Annotated in this window: 13 protein-coding genes; 7 read left to right on the forward strand and 6 right to left on the reverse strand. The window is 55.9% G+C overall.

The features are described 5' to 3' along the window. The first annotated feature begins 249 nt into the window (after window positions 1-249). From Q0915_RS29575 to Q0915_RS29605, 7 genes are read left to right on the forward strand one after another with little or no spacing between them, the layout of a single operon-like run. Window positions 250-666: an NUDIX domain-containing protein gene (locus Q0915_RS29575; RefSeq protein WP_299483932.1), complete on the forward strand. Its 417-nt coding sequence runs from the start codon at window positions 250-252 to the stop codon at window positions 664-666. Beyond that, window positions 659-2,293: a phosphotransferase gene (locus Q0915_RS29580; protein ID WP_299483933.1), complete on the forward strand. Its 1,635-nt coding sequence runs from the start codon at window positions 659-661 to the stop codon at window positions 2,291-2,293. The genes Q0915_RS29575 and Q0915_RS29580 overlap by 8 nt, the downstream gene beginning before the upstream one ends. Continuing rightward, the gene (locus tag Q0915_RS29585) at window positions 2,286-3,176 is read left to right on the forward strand and encodes a GAK system ATP-grasp enzyme (RefSeq protein ID WP_299483934.1); all 891 of its coding nucleotides are present in this window, start codon (window positions 2,286-2,288) and stop codon (window positions 3,174-3,176) included. The genes Q0915_RS29580 and Q0915_RS29585 overlap by 8 nt, the downstream gene beginning before the upstream one ends. Next, on the forward strand, window positions 3,173-4,270 hold the full coding sequence (locus Q0915_RS29590) for an HprK-related kinase B (RefSeq protein WP_299483935.1): 1,098 nt from the start codon (window positions 3,173-3,175) through the stop codon (window positions 4,268-4,270). The genes Q0915_RS29585 and Q0915_RS29590 overlap by 4 nt, the downstream gene beginning before the upstream one ends. Further along, window positions 4,267-4,971, forward strand: a complete 705-nt coding sequence (locus Q0915_RS29595; protein WP_299483936.1) for a histidine phosphatase family protein — start codon at window positions 4,267-4,269, stop codon at window positions 4,969-4,971. The genes Q0915_RS29590 and Q0915_RS29595 overlap by 4 nt, the downstream gene beginning before the upstream one ends. A gap of 21 nt (window positions 4,972-4,992) precedes the next feature. Continuing rightward, on the forward strand, window positions 4,993-6,330 hold the full coding sequence (locus tag Q0915_RS29600; RefSeq protein ID WP_299483937.1) for a metallophosphoesterase: 1,338 nt from the start codon (window positions 4,993-4,995) through the stop codon (window positions 6,328-6,330). After that, complete coding sequence (locus Q0915_RS29605) at window positions 6,327-6,602, forward strand: amphi-Trp domain-containing protein (protein ID WP_299483938.1); 276 nt, start codon at window positions 6,327-6,329, stop codon at window positions 6,600-6,602. The genes Q0915_RS29600 and Q0915_RS29605 overlap by 4 nt, the downstream gene beginning before the upstream one ends. Window positions 6,603-6,646: 44 nt before the next feature. Here the strand turns inward: Q0915_RS29605 and Q0915_RS29610 are convergent, their stop codons facing one another. The 6 genes from Q0915_RS29610 to Q0915_RS29635 all read right to left on the reverse strand — a co-directional run bounded on the left by Q0915_RS29610 (window position 6,647) and on the right by Q0915_RS29635 (window position 12,136). Continuing rightward, a complete protein-coding gene (locus Q0915_RS29610; RefSeq protein WP_299483939.1) occupies window positions 6,647-8,086 on the reverse strand; it encodes a hypothetical protein in 1,440 nt (479 codons plus the stop codon). A 27-nt stretch (window positions 8,087-8,113) separates the two neighbouring features. After that, window positions 8,114-8,584 carry a hypothetical protein gene (locus Q0915_RS29615; protein WP_299483940.1) on the reverse strand — a complete coding sequence of 157 codons (471 nt, stop codon included), beginning with the start codon at window positions 8,582-8,584 and terminating at the stop codon, window positions 8,114-8,116. Between the two features lie 717 nt (window positions 8,585-9,301). Beyond that, on the reverse strand, window positions 9,302-10,459 hold the full coding sequence (locus tag Q0915_RS29620) for a M56 family metallopeptidase (RefSeq protein ID WP_299483941.1): 1,158 nt from the start codon (window positions 10,457-10,459) through the stop codon (window positions 9,302-9,304). Then, a complete protein-coding gene (locus Q0915_RS29625) occupies window positions 10,446-10,841 on the reverse strand; it encodes a BlaI/MecI/CopY family transcriptional regulator (RefSeq protein WP_299483942.1) in 396 nt (131 codons plus the stop codon). The genes Q0915_RS29620 and Q0915_RS29625 overlap by 14 nt, the downstream gene beginning before the upstream one ends. Before the next feature lie 219 nt (window positions 10,842-11,060). After that, window positions 11,061-11,339 (reverse strand): DUF2160 domain-containing protein, encoded by a 279-nt coding sequence (locus Q0915_RS29630; protein ID WP_299483943.1) that lies wholly within the window; start codon window positions 11,337-11,339, stop codon window positions 11,061-11,063. Beyond that, a complete protein-coding gene (locus tag Q0915_RS29635) occupies window positions 11,339-12,136 on the reverse strand; it encodes a carbohydrate ABC transporter permease (RefSeq protein ID WP_299483944.1) in 798 nt (265 codons plus the stop codon). Before Q0915_RS29635 ends, Q0915_RS29630 begins: the two co-directional genes overlap by 1 nt. Between the last annotated feature and the right edge of the window lie 9 nt (window positions 12,137-12,145).

The raw sequence follows: 12,145 nt of genomic DNA on the forward strand, positions 1-12,145 counted from the left end.
CGGGCCGTCAGACTAGCCAGTTTTGACGAATCTATTTACTGTCAAAGCACGGACACGGACCGGTCAAAATGCTGGGTCTGCCCACGATTGGGCGAGTGAAGCAACGGAAACTGTAGCGCGTAACCGAAGATCAGCAGAACGGTCGCAAATAGACGCGCTAACACGGGACGGCCTGATATCTCCGCCGAAAGCAATCTTGAAGCTCCAGCGTTCCGCCCGTTAATACGGTCGACACCCCGCGCCTTCATTTTGACAGAACAGCGGCTTCTTGTTCAGGAAAAGCATCATCCGCTGAAAGGTCATTATTTCACTCTTCCGGGTGGCAAACAGGACCCGGGCGAATCGCTGGTAGAAACGCTTCGCCGTGAGTGCAGAGAAGAAATCGGCGCTGAAATCTCCGTCGGCCGCCTGGTTCATGTTGCCGAAGTCTACAGGCTCAAAACCGATCCGCCGGAACGCCAGCATCAGCTTGATTTCATTTTCGAATGCACCGTTCCCGAAAACTATGAACCGCTCCTGGGACCCAAGCCGGATCCCCATCAGACGGCAACTTGCTGGATCACGCTGGTAAACGCTCAACAGCTTCGTCCGGCCTATGTCACAAAACTGTTTTCACTTGGATGTAGGGCGGACCGCGAAGTCTATCTCGGACCCTTTGATGACTAACCTGCCGAAAACACTACGGGAAAATCTCCATTTTCTGTGCGCGGAGATTGACGGTCAGCTGCTGCAGCTCGAGGCCTTCTTCAAGGATCCGACAACTGCGCGCGCAAGACGGATCATGGACCGGGCGGGCTATGCGCACAATTTGAAGACCCGCATTCATTCCGCCTGCGTCCGGCAATTGGCAGATACCCGCCAGCGCAACAGGAAGCATCTGACGTTGCGCAGCCTGGAGTTCATTGCAACCGATCTGCAGCGCCTTGCCAATCTCGCGCGTCAATCGCTTCGTCATGTCGAGCGAATCGATACATTTGAAACGCTTCTTCCGGCTCGCTACCCCCCGCTTGTCAGATATGTCCGCAAGGGTGTCGGCGGGATCGAAGACGCTTTTCTCGGCAACGACAGCGAACAGGCCATAGAGATCGGTGAGTTGCAGAAAAAGATCGAGGCCGACTACCGGAAGCTGTTCAAGACCTACACCAAAGACATGAGCAACCCGAAGCTGCGACCCGCGGATATCGCCAACAGTCTGCTGGTCGCGAGCGAGTTCCAAAGGATGGGCGACTCTCTGAATTCGATCAGCGAGGCGGTGATCTCCGCAAATATCGGTCAGGCGGTCAATCTGGAACGTTATTTCGCCCTTCAAAGCCTTACGGCGGATCTTGAGGGAACCGGCGGCAATCTGAAAATCGAAACGATTGCGGAAACGCGCTCGGGCAGCTCCATTTCGGCAATCAAGAACAAGAAAACAGAACAAGTCGCCGCTGTTTTCAAAGATGGTGAAAAGAGCAAGGTCAAGGAAGAGCGCGAAGGCGTCGAAAGCTGGCACGAAATCTATCCCGGCCTCGCCCCGAAAATCCTTTCCTACGAGAAAAGAAATCAATCCGCCGCATTGTTGATTGAGCACTTGCCAGGCCAGACTTTCGAGCAGGTCGTGCTCAACGAAGCAGACGCAAGGTGCGACAAGGCGCTCGCGTGCCTTTCGAAAACATTGAAGGATGTCTGGAAACAGACAAAAACACGCAAACCTGCGGAACTGGGAAGCATGCAGCAGCTGCTCAGCCGACTGGATGAAGTCCGCCGCGTGCACCCTGAATTCAAGGACGGCTCGATCAGGTTTTCCGGCGTCAAACTGCCGTCTCTTCAGAGCCTGATTAACGAGGCATCCACGCGCGAAGCTGCCGCACCCGCCCCGTTCTCCGTATACATCCATGGCGATTTCAACGTGGACAACATCATTTACGACCCGGACGAAAATCGCGTGCACTTCATCGATCTGCATCGCTCCCGCTACATGGACTATGTCCAGGACGTCTCGGTTTTCATGGTGTCGAACTATCGCCTCCAGGTTCTGGACCGCGAAATGCGCCGGCGGATCATGCGGCTGTCGCTTGCCTTTTGTAAGTCCGCCAAATCCTTCGCCATAAAGCAGGACGACCACACCTTCGAATTTCGACTCGCATTCGGTCTTGCAAGGTCATTTGCAAGTTCCACCCGCTTCATTTTCGACAAACAACTCGCCCGACGCATGTGGCTCAGGTCGCGATTCCTCATCGAACAAGCCGTCGCCTGCCCAACGGGCGAAGAGGCAAAATTTCGGTTGCCGTTGAAGGAGATCTTTGTTGACTGAATTGAAGATCGGCGTGATCGGAATTCCGGGAAAGTGGTCGACAGAAGTGCTGGCCGATGCGTTGGAAGAACGCACCGGTTTCAGATGTGTTGTCGACATGGCCGAAGTAGCGCTCGACCTTGAGACCCGGTCCCTGATGGCTGGCGAACAGAACCTGTGCAAGCTTGACGGACTGGTGATCAAGAAAATCAGTCAGGAATACAGCCCCGCGACACTCGACCGGCTGGAGATACTGCGTCTGGCGGAAAACGCCGGTGTCCGGATATTTTCAAAACCCGCTTCGATCCTCGGATTGGTCAATCGCCTGAGCTGCACGGTGACCCTTTCCAACGCAGGTGTTCCGATGCCGGCGACCTGTGTGACCGAATGCGAGAAAGACGCATTGGCGGCCGTCAAACGCTTTGGCAGCGCGGTTTTCAAACCGCTCTATTCGACCAAGGCGCGCGGAATGACCTTGATGGATGCGAGCATTGGCGAGGATGCGCTGAGCAAGAAAATCGCCGCCTTCAAATCCGACAATCCGGTCATGTATCTCCAAAAGAAGGTCGACCTTTCCGGCCGCGATCTCGGCATGGTGTTTCTCGGCGGAACCTATCTGGGCACGTATGCGAGAGTTGCACAGACAGACAGTTGGAACACAACGATCCTCCATGGCGGCAAATATGCGCCGTATGATCCGGAACAGGATCTGATCGATCTGGCGCACAAGGCACAGGCTCCTTTCGGGCTTGATTTCACCACCGTAGACGTTGGCCTCACAGAGGATGGTCCGATCATATTCGAAGTGTCGGCGTTCGGCGGTTTCAAGGGAGCTCTTGAAGGCGCGTCAATCGACGCTGCAAGCCTTTATTCAGACCACGTGATCGCAAGGCTGAGCTCATGAGCGGAGCAAGAGTGCAGGATATCGTGGATGCGTTGGCACCGGTCAAAGCGACCAGGCACGTGGATCCGTTTTACCTGTCTGTTGGCGGCTATGTTCTGGAAGTCCGTTGCACCTCAAACAAGCTCCTTGCCGAACTGCTCAGGTATTTTCAGCACGTGATCACCGCGCCATCTGAACCCGCCAGGATCGTCCACGTCCTCGGCCCGGCAGAGCTGCCGTTTGCCTTCGATTTCGCCGAATGGATACGCGAACCCGGAAAGACGGGACGCAAGGACGCAATTGCCAACCTGGAGAACGGTCGTCTGATCCTCAAGGTTCGCACTGGCGTTCAGTTCCTTCAAGCACCCGACTGGTCAATCGCCTTCGGTCCGACCGAAGACTTTTCCAACCAGGTGATCAACTTCATCAACACCCAGGTCCTGAATCACTTTCAACGGGATGGCTGGGTTACCTGTCACGCGGCGGCGGTCAGTACCGATCGGAAGGGGCTTGCCATTTCCGGCCTGTCCGGCGGCGGCAAGTCGACCACGATGCTGCGCCTCATGGAGGTCGCCGGCACACGCTATGTGACCAACGACCGTCTGTTGGTGCGCCAGACCGGCAATATCACGAGCGCTCTTGGCATTCCGAAACTTCCGCGTATCAACCCGGGTACCATCGTCACGAACGAGCGCCTCTCGGGACTGATCGACGAGGAACGCGAAGAAGAACTCAAAAACTTGGAACCGGATGAGCTCTGGCATCTGGAAGAAAAATACGACCTCTTCATTGATGACATTTACGGACCGGGTCGCATTTCTCACAACGCAAACCTCACCGACTTCTGGGTGCTGAACTGGTCGCGTGACAACGGCGCACCGACTGGGGTTTCGAAGGTCAAACTCAACGATAGAGAAGACCTCCTCGCGGCAATCATGAAAAGTCCCGGTCCGTTCTACCAGACACGCGAAGGACCCTTCTGGACCGATCGATCGCCGCTGGAGACCGATACCTACCTGTCGGCGCTGCAGGACATCCACGTCTGGGAAGTTACAGGTCGTATCGACTTCGACGCCTTGTTCGACGCCGGCACAGAACTTCTGGGGCAACCATGACGGGCGAACGGTTTGCAATTCTGCTCCGGCACGGCGATTACCACCAAAAACCGGAAACCCCGAGCGCGTTGCAGCCCTTCGGGTTGTCGGATACCGGCATGGTTCAGGCAATGAACGCCGGCCGGGAACTTGCCGCGATGGCTCGGGCGAACGGTTGGAAACTTTCTTCAACAATCATGTCGTCCCAGCTGCTGCGCGCTTGGGAAACCGCGACGTTTTTGTGCCGGACGCTGGGGGAAGAAACCGGAAAGGTATTCAAAGTCGACGAGGAAGCGGATCTGGCCGAGCGCAGCGTTGGCGCTTTCGCCAACCTCACGCTGGCACAAATTCAAGAGGTCCTGGCGAACGACCCGCGATACTCAGCCCCTCCGGTAAACTGGAAATCTGACAGTACCTACAAACTGCCTGCCCTTGGTGCTGAAAGCCTTATGGAAGCGGGCGAACGGGTCGCGAGAGCTCTAACCGCGGGCATTGGGGACCTGAAGGCTGTCCACGAAACGAACGCAAAGGTGTTCGTCGGCCATGGCGCGTCGCTGCGCCACGCCGCCTACCACCTGAAGGTACTCAATTACGACGACATCCGCGGGCTCAGCATGCATCACGCCCGGCCCGTCGTTTTGAAATGCTCCGATGATGGACGCTGGTCGCACTGCGCCGGTGGCTGGAAAGAGCGGACACCAAAAGACGTTTCGATAGATTGACGAGGACGGTAAGAGAATTTCATGACGAACAGTTCCCTGGCCCCGTTTCTCCCACCGATTGCGCCAAGTTCGGCCCTCGACCTCGGGATTCCTGAAAGTGTCGTTCCATGGCCGATAGAAACGAAAACCACTGACGAAAAGTCACCCGATCTCGTAACAAGTCTTGCGAGAGCGAATGCGCTCGGACCCTGGGACTGGCCGGACAAACCGATTGTCTTCATTTCAGACCTGCATGCGGATGCCGAGGGCCTGCTCAGATCTCTTGTCGCGGCGCGCGTGATCCTGCGCACTGGGCAAGGCCTGAACGATTTTGAGCTGACCACCTTCGGCAAAAGCAGCCAGATCATCATTGGTGGCGATTGTCTGGACAAGGGCCCGAGCAATCTCGATTTGCTTGACAGTCTCGCCAGGCTGATGAAGTCGGGGGCCGATGTCATATTGTTGGCCGGAAACCACGACCTGCGGCTTTTTCTCGGACTGGAAGCACTGACAGTCAAGCGGGGCTCGCTCAACGCGCATATGTTCGTGCGTATGGGCAAGAAAGTCATGCCCCTGATGCGCGAGGTTTTTGACCGGTATGTCGATGCAAACCGGGCCTTGGGCGAATTGCCGGATGAGAAAGAGTGCCTTGCGCTTATGGTGCCGGGAAAGAAGTGGACAAAACAGTTTCCAAAGGCCGCGGCGGGTTACTTGAACGAAGCAGCTGTGCGCAAGGAAATGCGGCGCTTGAAAAAGAAGTCGGCCAAATTCGCCGAACATGCCGAAGATGCAGGCCTGTCAATTCGCCAGCTCTATGCCGCCGCTTTGACGTGCCGCCGTCTGTTTATTGAACCGGTGGGCCAGTATGCCTGGTTTTTCCAAAGCATGAAGGCCATGCACCAAAGCGGTTCCCTTCTCTTTGTTCACGCGGGCATCGACGACAGCATGGCGTCCCTGATCTGCGCCAAGGGCATCGCGCATGTGAACCGGCGCTTCAGGAAGGAGAGCCGGAAAGATCCCTTTGTGTTCTATTCCGGAACCGTTGCCAATCTGATGCGCACGAAATACCGGGACATTGATCACCCGCTGACGGGAAAAGGCGTTGAGGATCTCCACCTCGCAGGCATCAAGATGCTCATCCAGGGACATATCAATCGCCACCAGGGCCAGGAGCTCAAATCAAAGCACGGATTGCTTCATCTGGAAGCGGATATCACCCTTGACCGTCATTCCAGAAGTTCCGAAGGTCTTGAAGGGATTGGAACGGGAGCAACGATCATTCAGCCGGACGGCAACATAATAGGGATAAGCCGCGACTACCCGCACGCCAAGCTGTTCGACCCGGCACAGATCCTTCAACAACACGGGTTGAACAGATGATGGAGCGCAAGGGCCGTTTCCGGCACCAGTCCCTGCAGGACCGGAAATCCCTCCAGAAAATGCTGGATGCCGTCAAGCGCGGCATCGCCAAGGGCGAACTTCAGTTCGGTGATGATACCGGCGACATTACGCTGGAACCGAACGGGCTGATGAATTTGCGGGTGACGGCCACCGTTGAGGACGGCCAATCCAGGCTCGACCTGCGCATCAGCTGGTCCAACGACAGCAATGACAGGAAGGACAGCGGCAAACTGAAGGTCAAGGGCGGCTGATCCGGGCCGCGTTTACCGCTCCGCCCTTTCAAAATACCGACAAACTACCCGGCAAGATAATTCAGTGCCTTCAGGCTGGGGACGAAGAAAACCGCCAGTCCCTTGTAGCGGATAAAGTCCTTGAGCGGCAGCTTCAGAGCGGTCGTGCTATCTGCATCAACGGGGATATGGGTTGTCGTCTCCGCATTGCGCTTGCCTCGAAAGCCGAACATCATGTCCTGCCGTTTGCGGCCTCGCCTGATAGCGTCGAACTGATCGCTGAATGAAGTTTTTTGTATCCATCGCACAACGGAATAAAACTGTTCGTTGATCCGCGCGCAGGCGAAGAGACCGATCAGGCCGCGATCAAGGCCGTCATCCTGAGTGCCCTCAAGCGGCGGCCCGTAGGAAAAACCGCGACGGATCAGTCTTGGGGGACCATTTGGAAAACGGACATTGTTTGCATGGGTCAGTCCCTGATCGCGGGGATTGCACACCCGAACATGCGAAAACAGGGGCGTCTTCAGACCCGCATCGTCGTTGGCGTAGCCGAACCTGTCGGATGGGTCCCAGGGCTGCGGCATCGTATCGGGATGAAGCGCCATCGCTGAACCGTTTCGCCAGCGCCCCATCATCTTCGCAGCCAGCCACTCCTCCGGATCCGCCGCACCGCTGTGGGGCGCAGCAGCAGTCCGCTGTTCCTTCAGATAGCTGTTAAAGGCTGCAACGTCCTGATAGAGCCAGGACAGATTCAGGTAAGTTCCATCCCTGACAAAATCCTGCCAAGGTCCCGCATTGGTGGGGCTTACCTTGTAACTGTCTGATGGATAACCGAGCAGCAACTCGCGGAAGTTCACCTTTCCGGCGACACCTGTATCCTCCCAGTCGATGTTTATCTTGCTGACACCATCCCGGAAACCGAAATGCAGGATGCCCTGATCCGGCACGTAACCGGAAAGCGCGCCATCTTCAAAGGACTGGAATTGCCATTCCACCAAACCGGCAGACGCCGCCGCTGCGCGAACGCGGGCGAGTTCATCTAACTTTTGAGCGTGGTCCGCAAAGTAACAAACCATGGCAATGTGAAACGCGGACGGGTCGGCACTGCCTTCCCACCAGTGCTCCGGTGCGTTCGCGTCCTGCATGTCGAGGCTGACGGTCACGGATCTTGAGTGCGGGGCATTTTCCGGTTTTGTGAAGAATGATTCCAGGTTTGTCCCGATCGCGTCGGGATCAAGACCGTCTCCAGCTCCGTTCCTTGCAGCCAGGAGCAATGCGGTTCCCGGCCAGTTGAACGCAAAATGATAGACCGGCTCCAGCGGCCCGCCGGCAGTGTCCGTGTAGGAACCCGGCGGCTCGAGGCCGCCGTTTACGGATCCGGCCCAGTCCCGCAGGAATCCCCGGGCAGCGGCGGGGTCGGTAATGCGGAACAGGAGAACCGCGCGAAGCGGGTGCCGGTACCGCGTGATGAACAGGCTTTGAATATTGTCCGTATTGGGTGTCATGCCAGCCCCCGCCGCTTCCGGTTGGTTCTACTCGGCCGCCTGCGACTGCAAGGCGCTGAGAATGTCCCGAACCTCGGCATGGTTATAAGCCGAGAAAAGCCAGCCCGACTGGTTGCCGTTCATATCGGTCGCATTGTCGGTAGACATACCAAGCGTGCGGTAGTTGGCGTTCTTGGAAAACTCAAAGAATGCAGCCGGGTCGTTTACGTCCGGCACTCCGTCGGCAAGCGAGAAAATCTTCGCAAAAACCGGTGTCAGCGCATCACGGAAAAACTCCGTATATTCGAAATGATCGCCGTCATACTCGGTAATCACCTGGATATATTCATTGTCGCCGATCACCACGACTCGCGCGAAATGCACAATTTTGGACGCTCTGAGAGCTTCTTCGATCTTTGGCTGAATCTCCACGGCGAAGTTCGCCTTGAGCTCCTCGAGCGCCGCCAGGGTTGCCGGGTCTTGCTTGATCTTCAAGGTCAAAGTCAGTGGATGCGTCATGGTCTTCTCCCTGTTTGTCCGCCACACGCCAATGCAATGTCCAATATCGTTTGAAATCAAACGTGTGGCGGCATTCCCGATGAAAATTTCAAAGTCGAATAAGGTCGCCGCTCGGTATACAGCGAGTGGCTAGTGTCTTAAAAATGCACTTCTAAAGGATCAGGCATAGCGGCCGGACCCGCTTCTGTTCAGACTGTTACTTTCGCGCGGGCTTCTGCTCGCACGATTAAATCAAGCTGAGCGCAGACCGCGCGCGTCTTGCGTGATGAAGCTCGCATCGCGACCGCTCCAGACGAGACAATTGAACAGCGTGGTTATTATCCAAAACGGGGACGAAGCCGTCTATCTCGCGGACGCGTTGTGGGATTGGCGAAAAGATGCCGAAACTGGTTTTGTACATAGCGATGTCGCTCCACTAAAAATCACATGGAGTAAATTTGTTCAAAGAATTAAAAAACTACTTATTCGAGCGCTACGCAGCGTAATGCAATCCATTGACTTAGACAAGAAGATTCATCGCAGTAATCGCAAGAATTTCGAATTTACGGAAAAAGCGTCAAATAGCGCCGATCCAAAGAGGGCGTCAAACAAAAGCATCACTGGCGTCCCGTGTCCTGGCGCTTTGACAAATCGGTCGGTCAAGACCAGTTCGCAAACAAACCCGGCCCCTCCGTATCTTTGCAGGGACCGGGCAAATGCCGAAGGCAGTCTGACGCTTTATCGCAATGGGCGCTGCCCAAAGGTATTGATCGTCTCGAGACGCTCGAGATTTATGATCGTCGAAAGCATCAGCCGGTCCTGGGTCCAGTCAGCCGGTTTCTGGATCGACAGAGCGGACAGGAAGACAATCGCGATCATCGGCAGGACAGCGAGAAACACGAAGCTCCAATGCGGACGCAAACGGTCTTTCTCCAACAGCGCCTCAACACGCCGCCGGAGTTTCTGCGCGGGAGACCTTCTCAGCACACGGTCCTGCACCTCGATGAGCGCCACAGCGGCAACATTCCCAACCCGGTCCTTGCCGGCAATCCGATGCCGTCGCCTTATGCCTGCTTGCGCGGCTCGGAGCAGACACATGCAATAGGACCTGAGATCGACATTGGTAGCGTCCGTCACCTTCTGGTCACAGGCCAGCTCACGAAGCCGCTCAACTTCCGATTTCCATACGTAATAGAAAGGGTTCCAGAAGAAGAAAGGCCGCAGTGCTTCCAACCCGATTTCCCAGGTCACATCGCCCTGACGCAAATGCTGAAACTCATGCTTGAGCACCAGTTTCAGGTCATCGGGCTTTGCCAGAAGCTCGGTTGGGATTACCACGAAGTGTGTGCGGAAGCCTCGTGCTGAAAACGGCACCAGCGCGCTATCGGACAGCAGCAGTTGCAGCCTGCCGGCCCGGCGCCATGTGTGGCACGCCGACAACATGCGCGCAAGACGGAAAATACTGACGATCAGTTTCGAACCGAAGTAAGCAAACCCGGCAAGGAGAAACAGGACGATGCCCATTCCCAGGCCCGGTGCAAAACTCAGAACGCTATCCGTCAAACGACTGCGCAGTCCCAGCAGCGCCTGAAAGTCTTCCGCAGGTATCGCGATCCCGCCTCTCAGATATTGCGAGACGGCGTAATCGGCGAGGTTCACCGTTCCAGCCGCCGGAACGACCTGTGCCATTTGCATGTTCTGATAAACAGCGACGGCAACGGGCGACAAAACCATAACGGCAAACAATCCGTTCAGGACGCCCAACTGGTAATTGAAAGCAAGTCTTCTCCCAAGACGAGCCAGTACCAGTTTGGCCGCAAGCCAGATGAGTGCCGTTAGAGCCAGCGTAATGTTGAGATCGACATATATGTCGAAAGTCTGGTTAAGTAGCGTCATCTGTCCTCCTCCTGTCCAGTAACGCTCTCATCTCCTCCAGGTCGTCATCTGAGAGTTCATATTCATCGACGAGTCGTGCAACGAGTGACGCTGGCGTGCCGTCGAACAGTTTTTCAGAAAGGTTTCTCAGAGAACGGGACTGGTAGGTGTCCTTGGTCAGCCGGGGGGTATAGATGAATGTTTTGCCTTCTTTCCGGCTGTCCACGAAGCCCTTTTCATCCAAAATCCGCATGATTGTCGCACAGGACGTGTAAGCGAGTTTTCTGTCTGTCGGCAGCGACGCGAGAATATCCCGCACGGAGCCTTCGCCGAGCTTCCAGAGTTCGCTCATGAACTCCAGTTCGACTTCAGTCAAAAACTCGTTGCTTTTACGCTTTCTCATTACTGCCCTGTGCCAATTGCGGTATGGATGTGGCTCAGGTCATGCCCAAAACTTCATTTTGATAATTTTATGCATGCCCCTGACACCTATTCATGCACGATTAGATGCCGAAATACTATAGCCTTAGTCGATCCGTCCGTTTTCCTTACGTTTCATTGCTTCGGTGCCGCCCCTGGCCAGATCAGGGACCATCTCCTGCGAAAACCGTCAGTTTTCGGGTTAAACCTTCCAGAAACAGAACACGCCCCAGCCGATGCTCAACGCCAGCGGCCACCACAACGGCTCCCCCATCAGTCCGAGCCAGGCCAGGAAGATGTAGGCTGCTCCTAGCAGGGTAATGAACAGGCGGTCACCGCGTGTCGTTGTGAGTCCCAGGATGCCTTGCCGGGCATGCCCGCCGGGGAACTTGATTTCAATGACGGTCAGTAAACCGATAGCTGAGAAAATGCCGACGAACAGCAATGCCGTTGGCCAGGTCCATGCCATCCAACCCAGCATCATACCCTCCCCAGGGCAAAGCCCTTGGCAATGTAGTTGCGCACAAAATAGATGACGATGGCGCCGGGAATGATAGTCAGGGTCCCGGCGGCCGCCAACAGCCCGAGTTCGTAACCCGCGGAGGAAGCGGTCCGGGTCATAACGGCGGCAATGGGCTTGGCCTCAACAGCGGTCAGCGTCTTGGAAAGCAGCATTTCCACCCACGAAAACATGAAGCAGAAGAACGCGGCCACACCAACGCCTGACTTGATGGCGGGCAGGAAGATTGTCGCGAAGAAACGCGGAAACGAATACCCGTCCACATAGGCGGTCTCGTCAAGTTCCTTAGGCACCCCGCTCATGAAACCTTCAAGGATCCAGACCGCAAGCGGAATGTTGAACAGGCAGTGCGCGAGCGCGACCGCAAGGTGGGTATCGAAAAGACCGACGGCCGAATAGAGCTGGAAGAATGGCAGGGCAAAGACGGCCGCCGGCGCCATTCTGTTTGTAAGCAGCCAGAAGAACAGGTGCTTGTCGCCCACGAAGGAGTAGCGGGAGAACGCGTAGGCGGCCGGAAGGGCGACCAAGACCGAAATCACCGTGTTCAGGGTCACGTAGATGATCGAATTGATGTAACCCCAATACCAGGTCGGATCGGTCAGAATCTCATGGTAGTTCGCGAACGTCCAAGTTTGCGGGAACAGGGAGAATCCGGCCAGGATTTCATTGGTGGTCTTGAAACTCATCGCGACGAGCCAGTAGATCGGCAGCATCAGGAAGAGGATGTAAAGCGCGGGAACCAGGCTTTTCAATCGCATGTTGGTTCT

It is taken from the genome of uncultured Roseibium sp., assembly GCF_947494555.1.
Classification (GTDB): Bacteria; Pseudomonadota; Alphaproteobacteria; order Rhizobiales; family Stappiaceae; genus Roseibium.

Excerpts from the sequence above, each read along its gene's own strand:
- Q0915_RS29580 (WP_299483933.1), top strand. The coding sequence starts at position 659 with ATGACTAACCTGCCGAAAACACTACGGGAAAATCTCCATTTTCTGTGC.
- Q0915_RS29590 (WP_299483935.1), top strand. The coding sequence starts at position 3,173 with ATGAGCGGAGCAAGAGTGCAGGATATCGTGGATGCGTTGGCACCGGTC.
- Q0915_RS29595 (WP_299483936.1), top strand. The coding sequence starts at position 4,267 with ATGACGGGCGAACGGTTTGCAATTCTGCTCCGGCACGGCGATTACCAC.
- Q0915_RS29600 (WP_299483937.1), top strand. The coding sequence starts at position 4,993 with ATGACGAACAGTTCCCTGGCCCCGTTTCTCCCACCGATTGCGCCAAGT.
- Q0915_RS29605 (WP_299483938.1), top strand. The coding sequence starts at position 6,327 with ATGATGGAGCGCAAGGGCCGTTTCCGGCACCAGTCCCTGCAGGACCGG.
- Q0915_RS29610 (WP_299483939.1), bottom strand. The coding sequence starts at position 8,086 with ATGACACCCAATACGGACAATATTCAAAGCCTGTTCATCACGCGGTAC.
- Q0915_RS29615 (WP_299483940.1), bottom strand. The coding sequence starts at position 8,584 with ATGACGCATCCACTGACTTTGACCTTGAAGATCAAGCAAGACCCGGCA.
- Q0915_RS29620 (WP_299483941.1), bottom strand. The coding sequence starts at position 10,459 with ATGACGCTACTTAACCAGACTTTCGACATATATGTCGATCTCAACATT.
- Q0915_RS29625 (WP_299483942.1), bottom strand. The coding sequence starts at position 10,841 with ATGAGAAAGCGTAAAAGCAACGAGTTTTTGACTGAAGTCGAACTGGAG.
- Q0915_RS29630 (WP_299483943.1), bottom strand. The coding sequence starts at position 11,339 with ATGCTGGGTTGGATGGCATGGACCTGGCCAACGGCATTGCTGTTCGTC.
- Q0915_RS29635 (WP_299483944.1), bottom strand. The coding sequence starts at position 12,136 with ATGCGATTGAAAAGCCTGGTTCCCGCGCTTTACATCCTCTTCCTGATG.